The organism is Methylophaga sp. UBA678 (genome assembly GCF_002299105.1).
GTDB classification, from domain to species: Bacteria; Pseudomonadota; Gammaproteobacteria; order Nitrosococcales; family Methylophagaceae; genus Methylophaga; species Methylophaga marina.
The window spans coordinates 115149-133907 of record NZ_DBNG01000014.1 but is presented as its reverse complement, the minus strand read 5'-3'; the positions used below and the strand labels follow the sequence as shown (position 1 = coordinate 133907).

Here is an 18759-nt window from a genome sequence, read left to right as displayed (position 1 = left end):
CGAGCTACCAGGCTGCTCCACCCCGCACCTGATTAAGCAATGCATTATACATACCAGTTCATGGTGACGCAAGCCTTATTCTAATTTTCTTTTAGTTTACGCGTCAGTGTGTTTCTACCCCACCCCAATAATTTGGCTGCTTCCTGACGTTTACCTGCTGTTTTCTCGAGAGCAACTTCCATCAGTAAATGCTCGATAAGTGGAACAACATCTGCCAGTGCACCTTCCTGTCCAGTCAAAGCCTTGTTTGCTGCCCATTGTCTGAACAACTGTTGCCAGTCACCGCCTTGTCTACCATTATTGGCATCTATTGTTTCTGTAGAGAGTTCGACAGGCAAATCATCCATCTGAACGACTTGCCCAGGTGACATAACCGTCAGCCAACGACACGTATTCTCTAATTGTCGAACATTTCCTGGCCATGGTAATTGGGATAAATACATCTCCACATCAGTTGCAACTGATTTCGTTGACATATTTAATTCTTTAGCAGCCTTATTCAGAAAATAAGCAACCAAAGCCGGAATATCCTCTCGACGTTCACGAAGTGATGGAATATGAATACGAATGACATTCAGCCGATGAAATAAATCTTCACGGAAATCGCCTCGCTCAACAAGCTTTTCAAGATTTTGATGGGTTGCGGCAATGATTCGAACATCTACTTTGACTGCACTATGTCCACCAACTCGGAAAAACTCACCATCTGATAGCACACGCAAGAGTCGTGTTTGTAGCTCGATAGGCATATCCCCGATTTCGTCTAGGAATAAGGTACCGCCATTAGCTTGTTCAAACCGACCTTTTCGCTGGACATGCGCGCCGGTGAAGGCCCCTTTTTCATGCCCAAACAATTCTGATTCGAGTAGCTCTTTGGGGATTGCAGCCATGTTTAAAGCAATGAAAGGACCATGCTTTCTCGGGCTATGACGATGCAGTGCTTGAGCAACTAATTCTTTCCCTGTTCCTGACTCCCCATTCACCATGACGGTGATATTTGAACGCGCCAGTCGTCCGATCGCTCTAAAAACCTCCTGCATTGCAGGAGCTTCACCAACAATATCTGTGCCGATATTTACATTTTCAGCGGGCTCGCTATTCTGTTCACGACTATGACTGATGGCACGTTGGACTAGCTCAACCGCCTCATCAACATCAAATGGTTTGGGTAAATATTCAAACGCCCCACCTTCGTATACAGATACGGCACTATCCAAATCAGAATAGGCCGTCATAATGATCACCGGTAACTCTGGGTAGCGTTCTTTAATTTCAGATAGAAGTTCAAGACCATCAATACCAGGCATTCTGATATCGCTGATTAATACATCCGGTCTTTGTTCACGACCTTGTTTTAGCTCATTAAGTGCGATATCACCGGTTTCAAAAGCGCGAACTGTAATATCAACCACTTCCAATGCTTTTTGTAAAACCCACCGAATTGATCGGTCATCATCAACAATCCAAGCTATCGCTCTGCTAGCGCTCACGTCCAAACTCCAAAGGAAATGTTACGGAAAAAATAGTTTGTCCAACTTTGCTGGAGCAACTGACTGTTCCACCATTGCGTTGCACTAAGTTCTGTACCAAATACAACCCAAGTCCTGTTCCATCAGCTCTTCCAGTAACTAAGGGATAAAACAAACTATCTTGAAGAGATTCGGGGATGCCAGGGCCATTGTCTTCAACCTCAACTAACACCCCTAAACGGTAATATTGTTTTTCAATGGTGATATTTCGCTGTATCCGGGTCCGAAGGATAATTAAACCTACGCCATGCATAGCTTGAACAGCATTTCTCACAATATTGAGAAAAATCTGAATCAGCTGGTCAAAATCAGCGAAAAGATCTGGAATACTCGGGTCATAATCAATCTTAAACTTAAGTCGTTCATCAACTTCAATATCCACCAATTGGCGAACATGCTGAAGAATTTCATGAATGTTGGTATGTCGTTTCTCAGGTTGCTGATTTGGTCCCAGCATTCTGTTCATCAAGTTCTGTAGACGATCCGCTTCCGTGATAATGATACGTGTGTATTCTTTTAAATCTTCAGAGTCTAGCTGTCTCTCAAGTAATTGTGCCGCACCACGTAAACCGCCTAATGGGTTTTTTATTTCATGGGCAAGGCCACGCACGACTTGCTGTTGAGTGTGAAGATTTTCATCCCTACTGATCCTTTGTTGATAATCAAGTAATGCAAGTTCAAGAATGACATAAGAATCATCTGTATCCAGTACCTTAATAGAGCAATCTACAAGTACTTCACCGCTGGCCGGCAAAAACAAATGGACTTCACGCTCAATCAAAGCTTGACCTGTGGATACCACTCGTTCAAGTGATTTAAAAAGCTTTTTTTCGCCTGGAAGTAGGGTTTGTAGAGGAATGTTTTCAGCTTGGCGCTGGCTAATTTCAAATAAAATTTCAGTTGCTGTGTTGATATAACTAACCCGTAAAGCTGAATCTAAGATCAGCACGGAAGTAGATAAACTTTCCAATACATCATTGCTGTTGAAAGTATTGTGACTCATAGTGGTAACACTCATATTCATGCGTAATTTGATAGCAAAAAACGCTCCACATTTGAGCACTATCAAAATGTTTAAAGTTAAGCTATTGATTGCTATAGAAACAAGGTTAAGTTGTCCTCGAACAACTCATTGACACCACTTAATTGTATCTCTTTTATGCACCAGAGAAGTGCATACAGAAATGCTTCAATTTGCTGAAGAATTGTTGAGTTTAGATGCCCGGTGCAGATGGAATACAATACTTTCGCTAAGCAACTCTTGACCATTAGCATCAATAAGCTTGGCCACAAGCTCATGCGAGCCCCTGCTGAGGTTACTGAACTGATAGGTTAATGTGGTCTGGGGCTCACCTACAGTTTGTCCATCAAGAAATAGCTGAATACCATCACCTCTTTCCTGGCTCAAAGCAGGCTCCACGCTTAAGGTCACTGTGACATCTCCATCGTTGACCCAGATACTCTCATTAGCTGCTGGCGCAGTGATGGATAGTTGATAGTCTGGAACCGGTGACGTGTCCTGTTCGACGTTTTCATTCATTGACGTGACAGGCTCAACATCGGGAGAGGAGTATGTCGTTGATGCAGGAAGTTCAATGAGCTCAGCACCTGGTCTTTCTTCATCAGAAAAAACAACTGTTCCGCTGGGATCTACCCAGCGATAAATTGCTGTTAGCCCTTGCGTGCTGAATAATAAGAAGAAAATCAGGTATATAACTCTCATTCGCTCAGCATATTCCACTGTGGAATTTACCGCAACTCACAGATATAAAAAAAGCGCCCCGAAAGGCGCTTTTTTGTTAGCTTCATCACATAAGTGATTAAACACTGTAGTACAAGTCGTATTCCACTGGATGAGTTTCCATACGGATACGTGTAACTTCTTCCATTTTTAATGCAATGTAAGCATCAATCATATCATCAGTAAATACACCACCTTCTGTTAAGAAAGCACGGTCTTCACTTAGTGAATCAAGTGCTTGATCCAGTGAGTGACATACTGTTGGAATTTCTGCTGCTTCTTCTGCTGGTAAGTCATACAGATCTTTATCCATCGCATCACCAGGATGGATTTTGTTTTTAATACCATCTAAGCCAGCCATCAACATTGCCGAGAATGCCAGGTACGGATTCGCTGTTGGATCAGGGAAACGCACTTCAATACGACGACCTTTAGGATTGTTGACGAAAGGAATACGGATTGACGCAGAGCGGTTACGTGCAGAGTAAGCCAACATAACTGGCGCTTCAAAACCAGGAACAAGACGTTTGTAGCTGTTTGTTGATGCGTTGGTAAAGGCATTCAGTGCACGAGCATGTTTGATGATACCACCGATGTAGTACAGTGCTGTTTCTGATAAGCCACCGTATTTGTTACCAGTGAATTGGTTTTCACCATCTTTTGAGAACGATTGGTGAACGTGCATACCACTACCGTTATCACCGACGATTGGTTTTGGCATGAATGTCGCTGTTTTGCCGTAGGCATGAGCCACATTATGTACAACATATTTCAGCGCTTGAACTTCATCCGCTTTTTTGACTAAGGTATTGAATTTAACACCAATTTCGCACTGACCAGCAGTGGCAACTTCATGGTGATGAACTTCAACTGATAAGCCCATTTCTTCCATAGTCAAGCACATTGCTGCACGAATATCATTAAGAGAGTCAACAGGTGGTACAGGGAAATAGCCGCCTTTTACTTTTGGACGGTGACCTTTGTTACCGTCAGCAAAGACTTTTTCAGTATTCCAAGCAGACTCATCTGAGTCGACTTTAAAGAATGATCCTGACATGTCACTGCCCCAACGAACATCATCCAGGATGAAAAATTCTGGTTCAGGACCAAAGAAAGCAGTATCGCCAAGGCCTGTCGATTGCAGGTAAGCCTCTGCACGTTTTGCCACACTACGTGGGTCACGCTCGTAACCTTGCATTGTTGCAGGTTCAACGATATCGCAACGGATAATCAACGTGTTGTCATCCATAAATGGATCCATCACTGCTGTTTCAGGATCCGGCATTAAAATCATGTCTGATTCATTAATACCTTTCCATCCAGCAACAGAAGAGCCATCGAACATTGCGCCTTCTGTGAAGGTATCTTCTTCAATAGTGTGTGCAGGGTAAGAAACATGTTGCTCTTTACCACGCGTATCGGTGAAACGGAAGTCAACAAATTTGACATCCTCATCTTTGATCATTTGAAGCACATTTTCGACTGACATTTAACTTCTCCAATTTTTATAAACTGCACTTTTCTTAGTGCAAACTAAACACGCGACACAATACAGCAGAAATCACGCCAACTTTCACTACATAAAAAAATCAACTATTTAGGTGCATTCGCACCAGCGACAGGCACCTAAATAGTGCATATTAACTCACTACTGCACAATATTGGTGCTATGCACCAACTCGAACCGTAATAATAAGTTCATCATCATTCTGTTGCGTGGCGATAACTTCATGACCATTAATTCGTGCCCACGCCGGTATATCGTGTAAAGCACCTGGATCTGTACAGATCACATCCAGTTCATCCCCATGACTCATCTGTTTAATCTGATTCTGGGCTTTGATGACAGGTAATGGGCATAGCATCTTACGAGCATCTAAGGTCTGCTTACTCACACATACCACTCCTGTAAAACCTGTTCAGCAGAGAGTGGAGGTGTTTTTATCTGTAAATTTCCTTGTTTGGGTAAAGCGATATCAAGTTCGACCTCATCCGCCATACGCCCCTGTCCAAAACGCGCAACAATACCCGCTGCAAGCTCATATTGTTCTTCATCCAATTTACCGTCAACCAATGCCATAGGACCACTGTGGCTGAGAGCATGAATACTGATAAATTCTTTTCGATAACCTTCCAGAAACTTACTTTCACCGGCATCACGCGCGATGATAAGCTTAAATTCTGCACTGGGGCGAATATGTCTGCCCACTTTCAGCAGCATAATATCGTCCATTTCATATTCTCTGCTATTGCGTGCTTTCCATAAGTCGACCAACTTATCTGAATAGCTTTTATCTGTCAGGAAACAACAACCACCTGCCGGACTAGCGAAATCCGTCAAGCCAAACTCTTTCGCTAAAGCTATCTGAGGTTTTCTATTGCGTCCATGAAAGCCATAAAGCTTGCTACGATCGACCCAACCTTCTCGCTCCGGTAAAGTCTCAGGCAGATTTTTGGCACACAATGGTCTGAGTAGTAAGTCATCAGCGCCAGACTCTTCAGAGATAATTGGCATAGTCGATTTACGCTGCGACATGGGACGTTGACCAATCACTTCTCCAGTGATGATGAAATCAAAGCCATTGTGATGATTTTCTTTTATCCACTCGACCGCTTTACTCACCATAAATATTTTACAATCGAGGCATGGGTTCATATTGGCCCCATAACCATGCTTAGGATTCAATAGAACGTCTTTGTATTCTTCTATGACATCTACGATGTGTAATTTAATGCCGAGTTGTTCAGCCACCCAGAGTGCATTGTTTCGTTTTTGTTTATCTTTGTCTTGATTACGAATGGCGTGAGTATGGCCTTCGACACAAAAACCGGTATAAAAATTAATACCCTCTACTTCAATACCTTGTTCCTGCATGACCCGAACGGCGAGCATGGAATCCAGGCCACCTGAAATCAGGGCGACTGCTTTATGTTTTTTTTCCATCATTTTTTCTAAATCTAAGCTGTTCCACCGACAGTCAGTGCGTCAATTTTCAGGGTGGGCTGTCCCACACCGACAGGCACACTCTGTCCTTCTTTACCACAATTACCAACGCCAGTATCTAGTTCTAAATCATCGGCGACCATGGATATACGTTGCATGACCTCTGGTCCATTCCCAATAAGTGTTGCCCCTTTTACCGGTGTAGTAACTTTACCGTTTTCAATGAGATAGGCTTCACTGGTAGAGAAAACAAACTTGCCAGACGTAATATCGACCTGACCACCACCAAAATTAACGGCGTAAATACCTTTCTCAACAGAAGCAATGATTTCTTCCGCTTTGTGGTCACCAGGTAACATGTACGTATTTGTCATACGTGGCATCGGCAAATGCGCATAGGATTCTCTCCTCCCATTCCCCGTACTTGCTTTGCCCATCAGACGGGCATTATGTTTGTCCTGCATGTATCCGGTCAGCTTGCCCTTTTCGATGAGTGTGGTGAATTGCGTTTCAACCCCTTCATCATCAACATTGAGTGAGCCCCTGCGTGATGGCAACGTACCATCATCTACCACGGTACATAAAGGCGAAGCCACTTGCTCGCCCATCTTGCCTGAGAAGGTAGATGTACCACGGCGGTTAAAATCGCCTTCTAAGCCATGACCAACAGCTTCATGTAATAAAACACCTGGCCAACCACTACCTAGTACGACAGGCATCGTTCCAGCAGGTGCAGCCACCGCCTCTAGGTTCACTAACGCTAATCTGACGGCTTCTTTTGCATAGTTAACAGCAAGGTTATTTTGTTGAAAATAACGATAATCCATCCGTCGTCCACCACCAGCACTGCCGCGTTCGCGTCGACCATTGTGCTCAACAATCACGCTGACATTCATGCGTACAAGCGGTCTGATATCGGTGGCATACGTACCATCACTCGCCGCAATCAGGACCGTGTCAATGCCACCAGCCAGGCTAACACTGACTTGTTTAACTCGAGGATCGGCCGCTCTTGCTGCAGCGTCGGCTTCTCGTAATAAGTTGAGTTTTTCAGTCACGGTTAAGGCAAGAATGGGATCATCTGGGGTGTACAGTATTGGGGATTGCTGTTTTTTCCAGACAGCTACGGATTGTTGAGAGCCTTGTCTTGAAATAGCTTGAGCTGCCTTGGCTGCTTTTTGTAAAGCCGGCAAAACCAAATCATCGGAATAGGCAAAACCGGTTTTCTCACCGCTACAGGCTCGGACACCCACACCTTGTTCAAGATGATAACCACCATCTTTGATAATGCCATCTTCCAGCACCCAGTTTTCTTGTCTGGATTGTTGGAAATACAAATCGGCATAGTCAACACCAGCCGTCATGGTTGTAGCTAATGCATTTTCCAGATCGTTATCCGTTAAACCAACAGGAAGCAGGAGTTGCTGTTGTACTTGCTCGGGAATCGAAGCGCTCATTAATACAGAATCATCGGTTATTTAAGATAAACACATGATATCAGATTCTATTGCTGAGCTGGATTCACGACATTGAGTTTAGGGTCGTTCCAGGGTCCCGTTAACTGATAACTGTAGCTAATTAAGTTAATCACATCCCTATCCAGAACACTGCCAGCAATTTTATCGAACAGTAAGATAGCCGTCCCCACTCCGAGGCCAACAGGGCCACCCGCTACTGCACCAGCGATAGGTAAGGTTGATGACACTTTAGGCGTAATTTTGACTACTTGGTTGTAAGTTTGATTAACCAGATCGATCGGGCCTTTCATTTCAATAACCGCTGAATCACCTTGCATGGTTAAATCTTTCGTTGAGGCGATACCATTATTAAACTGAAAATCACCTTTAATACTACTGAAATCAAAGCCGCCGCCAAACAAATCACTAAAATCCAATGATAAACGACGTGGAATCGCCGCAATACTTAACAGCCCAAAAATTCTGCCAGCAGCGCCCGGCTCCACCTCAAGTAAACTTCCCCGTCCGACAGACAAATCCAGTTGTCCATTCAATTGTTGGCGAGTAAAAGACATAGGATCCGCATTCCAGTTCAGATCCGCATCGATTTTGACTTGTCTGGCTGCGATCACTTCCTGATAATTAAGGTGTGCCAGCAGAGCTCTCAGATCATCACTTTCTACATTCACAATAAAATGACTTGTATCGTCAGATTCAGTCTGCAGCCAATCACCTGTAGCGGAGGCACGCATGACTTTTGATGATAACTCAGCATTTTTCATCCGCCATTGATTCGGTGAGGCTTCACCCTGAAGTGTCAGTTGACCTAAATCAAGATCATTAATCTTAAGGGAGCGTATCGCTAATTGTATTGCTGGCCACAATGCTGCCTTTTTATCTTCCCTCGTCTCATCATCTGCTTGTTCATTCGCAACTTGTAAGTTCAGATAATCAAGATTGATATTAAGTGGCGTCTGGTTGTTTATCTGTTTTGGAATCGATACCCGACCTTTTATCTGAGGCGAGTTCAAATCGAACTGCCAGTCAGAGCTCGTATGTTGACCCGAGAGTTGAAGATGGTTTATCACCTGATCTGTGATGAATACCTTTGATAAGGTCAAATCAATACCGTCAATCAGGTCAAGCGCTGACGCATTCGTCGTGTCCGGCAAAGATTCCTGCCAATCCAGCCAAGGTTGAATATCAAGCGTTTCTATATTGCCCGTCAGTTGCAAGCCATTAACATTGGTACCTGCTGATTGTCCGCCAAGCTTAATTTGCCCCGACAACGACTTACCTGCATTGGAATGAATAGCAGCATTCAGCCAATCACTATAACTGATGGTGTACAGCATTCCATCGTCTTTTTCTTGTATTGCCGCTTGCAGCCGAACCGGTAGCGATGCTGATTTTCCTAATGGTTCGGGCGCATCAATGCTTATTCCTTGCAGATCAGTACGCAATGAGACGTTGAGCTCAAACTCACCCGGGCTTGGCTCACTAACGGTAATTCCTGTCAGATAGTCACTTTCACCCGTAACAAATGCAGGCACAGTACCGGGCCAGTGCTGATTAAGCGTTGATACTGCGACTCTGCCATTAATATCAATATAGGTTTTATCTTGTTCGGTTTTTGCATTTATCTCTATGGGTTCATCAAACGCTGTCGCGGTAATTTTATCTGCTGATACACCATTATTACTGAAAAAAAGACGGCCATTAATCTTATTTACTTCAAGTCCAGTAATGGCCTTTGTTATTAACTGGCTTTGATTAAAACTGACATAGCCTTTAGCCTGCGCACTATCAGGATCAACTAATGGCACCGTTAAATCCAGTTGAATATCGCTGCTACCCTTAGCCTGAAGCCAATCATCTATACTGCCAAAGCGTGACTTTAACGGGCTTTGTTTTAGGAAAGCCAAAGCGTTACTGGTTGAACCATTTAACAGGCCACTGACTTTCAAAATCGGATTACTCTTAACGAGATTACTGATAGTAGTGGTGACTTTATTAAAGTTAAAACCCGCTATTTGACCTGACTCACTCTGGATTAATAAGTTATTGCCTTGCCCTTCAACTGTGCCATTGACATGCATAATGTCCGGCCAACCTGGGCCATAATGTAACTGAACATCTTCAACATTGAGTTTCATATCGAAGCTGCCACGTTCGGGTTCAGATTCAAAAGGAAAGGCTGAAGGATCCCCTTTCATCGTTATCGTACCTGACCGGATAATCCCTTGACGGAACGCATCTGCAGACCATTCTTCAAAGTCTGCTGGCAAAATTCTTTTCGGCACATAATTCCGCCATGTATTAACAACCACGTCTTGTATGGTTAGTATGAGATTGGTATCGGTAATACCATTGGCTTGCTGGATTTCACCATTGAGAAGAATGTTTAAATCATCATTCCATATTTGAAGAGCATCAGCATTTACTCTCCAGCTCGCATCCTGATTCTGCCATGTTAATTGTCCTGTAATTGAATCAAACAACACAGAATCTGGCAGCCAAGTATCCGCATAAATGCTCGTTGCACGACTATTGAGTTCCAAGGTGCCTTTATATTTTTTCTTATCAAGTGAAAAGCTGACATCATTCGCCCCCGGGTAATCCTGCCAAGGTAAGAAAGATACACCACTCGCACTCATGGAAAGTTCATCAAGCCCGGATTGCTGAGTGTATGCAAAAGCGACATTCTGCAGATCCCCGGCGGGTTTGGTGTTCACTAATATTGCTGGCATTTCATTCATCAGTAATGCCATTGCAGTGACGTCACTCAAACGAACAAAGGAAACGTATCCAGACAATGCACCACTCTGTTCACTTTTTACATCGAACGTTGTGATTGGCCAATCTTCACCAGCCATTCTGATTTGAATCTGTTTACCTTCCACCTGCCACTGATTAGCCGTGTAATCAAGTTGAAAGTGTCCCACAAGTTGCTCAAGACTGACCTCGGTGAACTCATCAGCCGGTTTAGATGAAGACAAAGTGGCGTCTGAGAGTTCAAGCTCAAGTTCTGCCAGCAAGGCTTGATTATCTACTTTCTGTACATTGAGTGTCGCCGATAATAGGCCTTCATCTAACTTTGCGCCGCGGTATGCTCTTTTTTTCAAAAGACTCCCAAGAGACACTTCATCAACACGTACTTGTCCCTGCCATGAAGTCACATTCAATGCTTTATCAATGTGTGCTGTTGCAGATAAGTTAAGGTGATTGCCCAGTGAATCGGGTAAATTCAGATCGGCTTCAGCGAGAAGCTGTTCATCGTTAAAACTCAGAGAAGCATGTTCAATAGTGTATAAACCAGTTAAGGCGGGTTCGTTTTCATCTTTGTACTGAACCTGAATATTGGAAAGTTGTGACTGCTTAAGACGCGTTAACCAATGAAAAACTGTTTGAATGTTATCTTCGCTAAGCGCCTGCTGAGGTTGACTTTCATAGCCTTTAACGCGGAACTGACCATCAGCTGTATGTTCAACATTAACTTTGGCATTACGGATACTGGCATCCGCAATCATCAGCTCGCCACTACGAATAGATGAAAAAACATCCACCGCCAGATAAATCTGTCCGGCCTGGAAAATGGGTGTATTCCCTTGTTTCGCCATGACCTTTACCTGACGAATTTCCAGTTTAGGAATCAGATCCAGCCAATATAATCCGGCTTTTTCGATTTCTACAGGATAACCGCTTTGCTGAGACGCCCAGCTGGCAATTTCGTCTTTTCGCTCGGCAACCTGATCTGACAGCCAGATAGCAGTTATCAGTAATAAAAGTCCTAGCGTAATAGAAATCGCGGTGAGATAAAATAATTGCCGACCGGCAATATGCAGGCTGCGTTTTAGCATCAGATACCTACATCAGCACGACGTTAAACTGCTCACGTCCATACTGTGGTTCACACTGGAATAATATAGGTTTACCAATATGGTGTTCTAAATCAGCCACTTTGGTTGAATCCTCATCATTCAATCGGTCAATCACATCTTGAGACGCCAGTATCAGAAACTGTTTTGTCTCATACTGCTTGGACTCACGAACAATTTCCCGGAAGATTTCATAACATACCGTCTCGACGTTCTTGGTATAGCCTTTTCCTTCACAGCAAGGGCAAGGTTCACACAGAATATGGCCTAAACTTTCTCGGGTTCGTTTACGTGTCATTTCAACCAGTCCAAGCTCTGACACGGCACTGATATTGTGACGAGCCCGATCTAATTGCATGGCTTTTTCCAAAGCACGCAACACTTGTTCACGATGACCAATTTCTTCCATATCAATGAAATCGATGATAATGATGCCACCCAAATTACGAACACGTAACTGACGAGCAATGGCATGCGCAGCTTCTAAGTTGGTTTTGAAGATGGTTTCTTCCAAATTTTTATGGCCAACAAAGCCGCCTGTATTCACATCCACCGTTGTCATCGCTTCGGTTTGATCAAAAATCAGATAACCACCAGACTTCAAGGGCACCTTACGTTGCAAGGCTTTCTGAATTTCGTCTTCTACACTGAATAAATCAAATAAGGGTAAATCCCCTTTATAGTGCTCAAGCCGAGCGGCACATTCAGGCATAAATCCCTCAGCAAAGTGCACGGCTTTATGAAAGGTCTCTTCAGAGTCAATACGAATCCGATCAACATCTGCTGAAAACAAATCACGTAAAGCGCGCATCGCAAGTGATAAGTCTTCATGAAGCGGGTCACCACATTTAACGAGTTGTTTGCGTTCTTGCAGCTTTGCCCACAACCGATAAAGAAATTTCAGATCAGCTTCTAATTCTGCCTCTGAAACGCCTTCTGCTGCTGTGCGGAGAATATAACCGCCAGCGCCTTCATCAAGTAAGCTTATCAAGCAAGCTTTTAACCGTTCCCGTTCCTGCTCAGTTTCAATTTTTAAGGAAACCCCAATCCCTTCAGTTTCCGGCATATAAACTAAATATCGCGAGGATACAGAAAGCTGTGTTGTCAGACGTGCGCCCTTTGTTCCCATCGGGTCTTTTATGACCTGAACCAGAATCTCCTGACCTTCACGCAACAGACTGCTAATAGTTGGCTCAACATTAGGCGCTTCTTTCAAATCCCCCGTTTGGCCCTTGGGAATAGAAATATCTGAAACATGTAAAAAAGCGGCCCTTGCTAGGCCAATTTCTACAAAAGCCGCTTGCATGCCAGGCAAGACACGACAGACTTTGCCTTTGTATATATTCCCAACTAGCCCTCGATATTCATTACGCTCAATGAATACTTCTTGAAGTAGACCATTTTCAACTACGGCTGCACGAGTTTCACTCGGCGTCACGTTGATTAATATTTCACTACTCACATTCAGTCATCCATTGTTAATAAAAGTTGTCCCGTTTCCCTGATGGGTAATCCCATAATGCCAGAATAACTACCTTCTATATGCTCGATAAATAATGCAGCTAAGCCCTGAACCGCATAACCACCAGCTTTATCAACACCCTCTTTAGTCTTGATGTACCAGAAAATATCCTGTTCACTCAATTCAGCGAAACAAACATTATTGACTGAAACAGCTGTCCACAACCTGTCAGCGCGTGTTAGTGCAATTGCCGTCATCACTTGATGTGTTTTACCTGACAACATTCTTAACATACTGGCAGCTTGTTCGTCATTTTGAGGTTTACCCAAAATCGTTTTATCAATAACTACCGCGGTGTCTGCAGCCAGTACTGGCTTTCTGTCAGCTGCTAACAATAAGCCTCGTCCCGCTTCAGCCTTCAATCTAGCTATACGACTCACATAATCAATTGGGAGTTCGTTCTCCAGCACAGATTCATCAATATCAGGATTAATGACTGAAAAATCCACACCCATCTGTAACAAAAGTTCGCGTCGCCTAGGTGAACGCGATGCCAAATAAATAGATGGAAAGTTCATGAACGATGATAGGGGTGATTTTGAAGGATGGTCCAGGCCCGATAGAGCTGTTCGGCCAGTACAATACGAACCAGTGGATGAGGCAGGGTCAACGCGGATAAGGACCATTTCTGGTCCGCTCGCTGAAGACAGCTGGGGTCCAAACCGTCTGGTCCACCAATCATTAGGGCAACATCACGCCCATCACTGAGCCATTGCTGCATATGTAATGATAAGTCTTCTGTACTCCAGCTCTTTCCCGTCACCTCTAAGGCAACTGCATGATGGTTATCAGCAATCGAAGCCAGAATCCGCTGACCTTCCTCTCTCTTCCACTGTTCTGGCTGCGCATTTTTGCTACGGCGAGCTGGCATAATTTCGGTCAGTTGAAGTGCACACTCTCTTGGCATTCGCTTACTGTATTCTTCATAGCCCTCGCTTACCCAACCTGGCATTTTATTGCCAACAGCGACAAGATTTATCTTCATTCTTGTTCAGCCGACGCCTTTTCATTCTGTGCAGGCACAGCCCATAATTTCTCAAGGTTATAAGTAAGACGTGTTTGAGGCGTCATGATGTGTGTAATCACATCACCTAAATCTACAAGCGCCCATTCGCCAACCGTTTCACCTTCAACTCCTAAAGGTTGAACACCTGCCGCTTTCGCTTGCATGACGACTTCATTTGCCAAGGCTTTCACCTGACGGCTGGATTTACCGGTAGCGATAATCATAATATCTGTCACATCGGTCATTTCTTTGACATCCAGCACTTGGATATCTTCTGCTTTAATGTCTTCGAGCGCATCGATGACGAGTAGTTTTAATTGTTCTGCCTGCATTGGGCACTCCATTTAATATATCTGCTACATAGTGTAACGTAAGGGCTGTTTAATATCCCTTATTATTACGTGTTGATTCATCGGTTTTATCAATCTTTACAGTCGCTTGCGGAAACCAGCTTTGTGTTTTGCCGGTCAGGAAATAAACCGTTAGTCCCAACCATTCATGCCAGGCTGTTTCTAACACAGCAAGATGGGCTGGTAAGTCAAAATCCCAATAGCGGTTGTTGGCGTGGTTACTTCTATAGTCAACCGGATAAGGGATCACATTGATGTGTTGTTTTTTAGCAATGCCAACCGCTCTAGGCATATGAAAAGCGGATGTGACTAAAACATAAGTGCCCGCCGGTTTCGTGAGTAATGGTTTCAGCCTTTGGAAATTCTCATAAGTATTCCGTGCCTGTGGTTCGATAACTAACCGTGACGCATCGATACCCGCTTGTGAGAACAACTGTTGAAACACTTGACCATCACTATCCAGATTTTGTCTTTGTACCAAATTACTGCCACCCGACACAATAATTGGCAAGTCGGGGTAGAGTCTGGCTAACTCAGCAGTTTGCAGAATACGTTCCGCGCCATCGCCTACTTGCGCTTTTTGCCAACTATCAGATAGTTTTAGCTGCTCAGCGCCGCCCAGCATAATAATGCCGTCAAATGGTTCTGATAACTTTTCAGGGGCAGCAAAACGACTCTCCAGCGGATACATTAAATAATCACCGACCGGATAGCCCATCACGATAAATCCAATCAGGCTCATCAATAGTAATAAGCGCTTAGCTACGCGGATATAGTTAAGCCATAAAAGCAATGTGACCAACAGGAGCAGCCAAACCATCAGACTGGTAGGGCTAAGCAATCCCCACACTAGCTTGGAGAGCACAAAAAACAAATTATCCATTGGTTCTAGAAGCAGCAGCTGACGGGTAGAGGCCTAATTGCTCAATTAAACTGATGACCGCATCAGGCAAGAGGTAGCGTACATCTCGTCCCTGCTCTAATGCATCACGAATCGCTGTGGCCGAAATTGACATTTGTGTCACCGATACTGACCAGATTTTCCCAGCACTTAATTGACTGTCTTGTTTTTGAGCCTGATGAGTTTCATAAAATGTTTGTAACTCATCGCTCATCAACAAGGCTTCGTCTGCGCGCTGCATCACCACAATATGGGCTAGCTCAATAATCTGTTGCCAGCGAGACCAGCTTGGCAAGCTACAAAAGGCATCCGTCCCCATCAATATAAACAGCGGATTGTCTGGAAAATCTTCTCGCAAACTGAGCAAAGTATCCACGCTATAAGATGGTCCATCTCTGCCTAACTCACGATCATCGACAACCAGTTTCGGGTGATTCTTAATCGCCAGTTCCAGCATCATCCGCCGTTGTTTTGCCGTGGCAACAGGTTCGATACGATGAGGTGGAATGGCACACGGTATCAAACGTAAGTGATCCAGATTCAACTGCTCGACAACATCCAAGCCAGTGCGTAAATGCCCAAAATGCACAGGGTCAAAAGTCCCCCCTAACATCCCTATGGCTGGTTTATTTTCTGATTTGGCCACTACCTAATACTATCCATTTTTGTGACGTTAACCCTTCAAGTCCTACTGGTCCACGTGCATGAATTTTATCTGTCGAAATACCGATTTCCGCTCCGAGACCATATTCAAAGCCATCTGCAAAGCGAGTTGACGCATTCACCATCACAGAACTTGAATCGACTTCGGCCAGGAATTGTCTTGAGCGCTGATAATCTTGAGTAATGATCGACTCCGTATGACCTGAACTATGCGTATTGATATGTGCTATTGCCGCATCAATATCTTCAACGATTTTAATTGACAAGATAGGCGCCAGATATTCCGTATCCCAATCTTCTGCTGTCGCTTTGTTGATGTCAGGTAAAATCTCCAGAGTACGCTCACAGCCTCGCAACTCAACGCCTTCTTCAGCATATTTGACTGCTAAACGAGGCAACACGGCATTGGCTTCATCAGCGGCGACCAAGAGTGTTTCCATGGCATTGCATACGCCGTAGCGGTGACATTTGGCATTCAAGGCGATGTTTTCAGCCATATCCAGATCAGCGCCTTTATCGATGTACACATGACAAATACCATCAAGGTGTTTAATCACAGGTACTCTGGCGTCTTGACTGATACGTTCAATCAGCCCCTTACCACCTCTGGGTACAATGACATCCACATACTCTGACATGGTAATCAGGGCGCCTACAGCCTCGCGGTCCGTCGTTTCCACCACTTGAATCACTGTCTCGGGTAAACCGACCAGGTTTAGACCTCGTTGAATACATGCCGCAATGGCCTGATTCGAGTGAATAGCTTCACTACCGCCGCGTAATATGGTCGCATTACCGGACTTCAAGCACAGCGCCGCCGCATCCGCTGTCACATTCGGCCTAGATTCATAAATGATACCAACCACACCGAGCGGTACACGCATCTTGCCTAATTGAATACCTGAAGGACGATAAGTCATTTCGCTCACTTCCCCCACAGGATCAGGCAATGCCGCTATTTGTTCCAGGCCTTCAGCCATCGATTCAATGCGAGCATCTGTCAATGTCAGTCTGTCCAGCAAAGCAGCATCGAGGCCTTTGTCTTGTCCAGCTTTCAAATCACGCTCATTTTCTTGCTTTAATGATTCGGCATTCGCACGAATATCAGTAGCAATGGCCAATAAAGCACGATTCTTAATATCTGTACCTGCACTCGCCAGTTTGCGGCTGGCTGACCGCGCTTGCCGACCTAATGTGTGCATATAATCAGCGATGTTCAATTAAGCACTCCTTTCCAATATTTTTGTTGGTATATCGATGCCCGAAGCGCCTAAACAGAGTGTTTCCAGGAGACGCCATGGACAGTGTTTAGTCATACCTTTTACTGCTTGATCAATATCAGACATTTGCTGCAAAAAAGATTGCCAGCGGGTATGGCTGTAGCGCTCTATGGCTTGTCGCATTACCGCTTTATTTTTATCCCATACCGGCGGTTTTTGAGAGGCAAAGACACGTTCCAAAGACTCACCAGAAGCCCATTGCGCTGACATATCGACCACGCGTTGCAGTGACCAACTGACAACGGAGAAAACAGCCAGAATATCAATACCTTCTGCGCGTAGACGAGATAGTATACGTGGGATTCGTGCATGCTGTCCTGCAAACACAGCATCCATCAGACCAAATGCCTCAAACTTAGCATTATCAGCTACTGAGGCTAATACTAAGGCTTCATCAATCTGTCCATCAAGACTCAGTAAAGACAACTTTTCGATTTCTTGTGCGGCCGCAAATAAATTGCCCTCTACGCGTTCAGCAATCAGGGTAGCGATTTTAGGATCACTTTTTAGGCCTTTGGCCTGCATGCGTTGACTCACCCATTGAGGGAGTTGAGCTAAGGCAACTGGCCAGACAGGAATAGTGACACCTAACTTGTCCAGTTCGGTAAACCACTTGGCTTTCTGTGAGCGCGCATCAATTTTGCCACTGATGATTAATAGCGTTGTATCCTGCGGAGGATTGGAAGCAAATTTCCTCAATGCTTCCCCCCCCTCTTTACCTGGACTACCGGATGGCAGGCGAATTTCGATCAGTCGCTGGCTGGCAAATAAAGAGAGACTCTGCTCTTGCCATTTAATCTGAGACCAGTCGAAACGTCCTTCAATATTCCAGACTTCTCGCTCATTAGCACCGGCCTGACGAATCTGTTGACGAATGGTATCAGCGGCCTCTTCAATCAGTAATGCTTCTTCACCAAATAAGAGGTAAACAGGGTTGAGTGAAGCCGATAAAAGAGTGTTTAACTGTTCGAGTCTTATCCGCATTGTTTACTTCATTGCTGATAGTCGTCTCAGCACATTCTGAACCATCTGTTTATTCAAATCATCTCGGATGACGGCTTGTTGTTCACTCATCGCTAATAGCTGATTACGGTCAAACTGATAATCGCGTCTAGCTTGAACCGTAATCACATCACTCATAGGTTCACCATCAGGCGAAGAGACTTTGAAAGAAAAACGGGTTTCTAACTCATACTCTGTCACTTTGGCATCAGAACCAACAGACAACACATTCTGATCAAACACATTTTCCACGACCGTCATCACGGCTGCACCTTCTCGATAAGTATCCAGTACATGAATGCCGTTACGTGTCATGGCACGTTTTAATTGCAAGCCGAATGAGTCTTGTCGTATGTTCAATCCTTGAATATAGATGGTTTTGAGTGTTTCTGGCACATTGGCTTCACCACGCAATTGAAAACCGCATGCTGTTAAGGTCAACATCAATACGCCAGTCATCAAACTCATCATTACACGATTCATTTT

At 44.4% G+C, this 18759-nt stretch carries 17 protein-coding genes; all 17 read right to left on the bottom strand.

From position 1 onward, the window contains the following. Positions 1-80: 80 nt before the first annotated feature. On the bottom strand, positions 81-1490 hold the full coding sequence (gene ntrC / locus B3014_RS08700; RefSeq protein WP_286305250.1) for a nitrogen regulation protein NR(I): 1410 nt from the start codon (positions 1488-1490) through the stop codon (positions 81-83). Next, the gene (gene glnL, locus B3014_RS08695) at positions 1480-2532 is read right to left on the bottom strand and encodes a nitrogen regulation protein NR(II) (protein WP_289243887.1); all 1053 of its coding nucleotides are present in this window, start codon (positions 2530-2532) and stop codon (positions 1480-1482) included. Before glnL ends, ntrC begins: the two co-directional genes overlap by 11 nt. A 186-nt stretch (positions 2533-2718) precedes the next feature. Then, positions 2719-3252, bottom strand: a complete 534-nt coding sequence (locus tag B3014_RS08690; RefSeq protein WP_289243888.1) for a DUF4124 domain-containing protein — start codon at positions 3250-3252, stop codon at positions 2719-2721. Positions 3253-3349: 97 nt separating this feature from the next. Beyond that, the gene (glnA, locus tag B3014_RS08685) at positions 3350-4759 is read right to left on the bottom strand and encodes a glutamate--ammonia ligase (protein ID WP_289243889.1); all 1410 of its coding nucleotides are present in this window, start codon (positions 4757-4759) and stop codon (positions 3350-3352) included. A gap of 178 nt (positions 4760-4937) precedes the next feature. Further along, entirely contained in the window at positions 4938-5165 is a 228-nt protein-coding gene (locus B3014_RS08680) for a sulfurtransferase TusA family protein (RefSeq protein ID WP_286305255.1), read from the bottom strand. Continuing rightward, positions 5162-6214, bottom strand: coding sequence for a tRNA (5-methylaminomethyl-2-thiouridylate)-methyltransferase (locus B3014_RS08675; protein ID WP_286306066.1), 1053 nt, complete (start codon positions 6212-6214; stop codon positions 5162-5164). Before B3014_RS08675 ends, B3014_RS08680 begins: the two co-directional genes overlap by 4 nt. Positions 6215-6228: 14 nt before the next feature. Continuing rightward, a complete protein-coding gene (gene tldD / locus B3014_RS08670) occupies positions 6229-7671 on the bottom strand; it encodes a metalloprotease TldD (protein WP_289243890.1) in 1443 nt (480 codons plus the stop codon). Positions 7672-7718: 47 nt separating this feature from the next. After that, complete coding sequence (locus B3014_RS08665; protein WP_289243891.1) at positions 7719-11531, bottom strand: YhdP family protein; 3813 nt, start codon at positions 11529-11531, stop codon at positions 7719-7721. 7 nt (positions 11532-11538) lie between these two features. Further along, the gene (gene rng / locus B3014_RS08660; protein ID WP_289243892.1) at positions 11539-13011 is read right to left on the bottom strand and encodes a ribonuclease G; all 1473 of its coding nucleotides are present in this window, start codon (positions 13009-13011) and stop codon (positions 11539-11541) included. Positions 13012-13013: 2 nt separating this feature from the next. Beyond that, positions 13014-13589, bottom strand: coding sequence for a Maf family protein (locus tag B3014_RS08655; RefSeq protein WP_286305261.1), 576 nt, complete (start codon positions 13587-13589; stop codon positions 13014-13016). Next, on the bottom strand, positions 13586-14056 hold the full coding sequence (gene rlmH, locus B3014_RS08650) for a 23S rRNA (pseudouridine(1915)-N(3))-methyltransferase RlmH (protein WP_286305262.1): 471 nt from the start codon (positions 14054-14056) through the stop codon (positions 13586-13588). The genes B3014_RS08655 and rlmH overlap by 4 nt, the downstream gene beginning before the upstream one ends. After that, the gene (gene rsfS, locus B3014_RS08645; RefSeq protein ID WP_286305263.1) at positions 14053-14409 is read right to left on the bottom strand and encodes a ribosome silencing factor; all 357 of its coding nucleotides are present in this window, start codon (positions 14407-14409) and stop codon (positions 14053-14055) included. Before rsfS ends, rlmH begins: the two co-directional genes overlap by 4 nt. A 49-nt stretch (positions 14410-14458) precedes the next feature. Beyond that, complete coding sequence (locus B3014_RS08640) at positions 14459-15292, bottom strand: YdcF family protein (protein ID WP_349675873.1); 834 nt, start codon at positions 15290-15292, stop codon at positions 14459-14461. A gap of 10 nt (positions 15293-15302) precedes the next feature. Next, positions 15303-15974: a nicotinate-nucleotide adenylyltransferase gene (gene nadD, locus B3014_RS08635; protein ID WP_289243894.1), complete on the bottom strand. Its 672-nt coding sequence runs from the start codon at positions 15972-15974 to the stop codon at positions 15303-15305. Beyond that, on the bottom strand, positions 15955-17211 hold the full coding sequence (locus tag B3014_RS08630) for a glutamate-5-semialdehyde dehydrogenase (protein ID WP_286305266.1): 1257 nt from the start codon (positions 17209-17211) through the stop codon (positions 15955-15957). Before B3014_RS08630 ends, nadD begins: the two co-directional genes overlap by 20 nt. Next, positions 17212-18255, bottom strand: a complete 1044-nt coding sequence (holA, locus tag B3014_RS08625; RefSeq protein ID WP_289243895.1) for a DNA polymerase III subunit delta — start codon at positions 18253-18255, stop codon at positions 17212-17214. It abuts the gene before it with no gap. Positions 18256-18258: 3 nt separating this feature from the next. Then, positions 18259-18756, bottom strand: a complete 498-nt coding sequence (gene lptE, locus B3014_RS08620) for an LPS assembly lipoprotein LptE (RefSeq protein ID WP_286305269.1) — start codon at positions 18754-18756, stop codon at positions 18259-18261. Between the last annotated feature and the right edge of the window lie 3 nt (positions 18757-18759).

Excerpts from the sequence above, each read along its gene's own strand:
- holA (WP_289243895.1), bottom strand. The coding sequence starts at position 18,255 with ATGCGGATAAGACTCGAACAGTTAAACACTCTTTTATCGGCTTCACTC.
- glnA (WP_289243889.1), bottom strand. The coding sequence starts at position 4,759 with ATGTCAGTCGAAAATGTGCTTCAAATGATCAAAGATGAGGATGTCAAA.
- B3014_RS08690 (WP_289243888.1), bottom strand. The coding sequence starts at position 3,252 with ATGAGAGTTATATACCTGATTTTCTTCTTATTATTCAGCACGCAAGGG.
- B3014_RS08655 (WP_286305261.1), bottom strand. The coding sequence starts at position 13,589 with ATGAACTTTCCATCTATTTATTTGGCATCGCGTTCACCTAGGCGACGC.
- glnL (WP_289243887.1), bottom strand. The coding sequence starts at position 2,532 with ATGAGTCACAATACTTTCAACAGCAATGATGTATTGGAAAGTTTATCT.
- rsfS (WP_286305263.1), bottom strand. The coding sequence starts at position 14,409 with ATGCAGGCAGAACAATTAAAACTACTCGTCATCGATGCGCTCGAAGAC.
- tldD (WP_289243890.1), bottom strand. The coding sequence starts at position 7,671 with ATGAGCGCTTCGATTCCCGAGCAAGTACAACAGCAACTCCTGCTTCCT.
- B3014_RS08675 (WP_286306066.1), bottom strand. The coding sequence starts at position 6,214 with ATGGAAAAAAAACATAAAGCAGTCGCCCTGATTTCAGGTGGCCTGGAT.
- lptE (WP_286305269.1), bottom strand. The coding sequence starts at position 18,756 with ATGAATCGTGTAATGATGAGTTTGATGACTGGCGTATTGATGTTGACC.
- B3014_RS08665 (WP_289243891.1), bottom strand. The coding sequence starts at position 11,531 with ATGCTAAAACGCAGCCTGCATATTGCCGGTCGGCAATTATTTTATCTC.
- rlmH (WP_286305262.1), bottom strand. The coding sequence starts at position 14,056 with ATGAAGATAAATCTTGTCGCTGTTGGCAATAAAATGCCAGGTTGGGTA.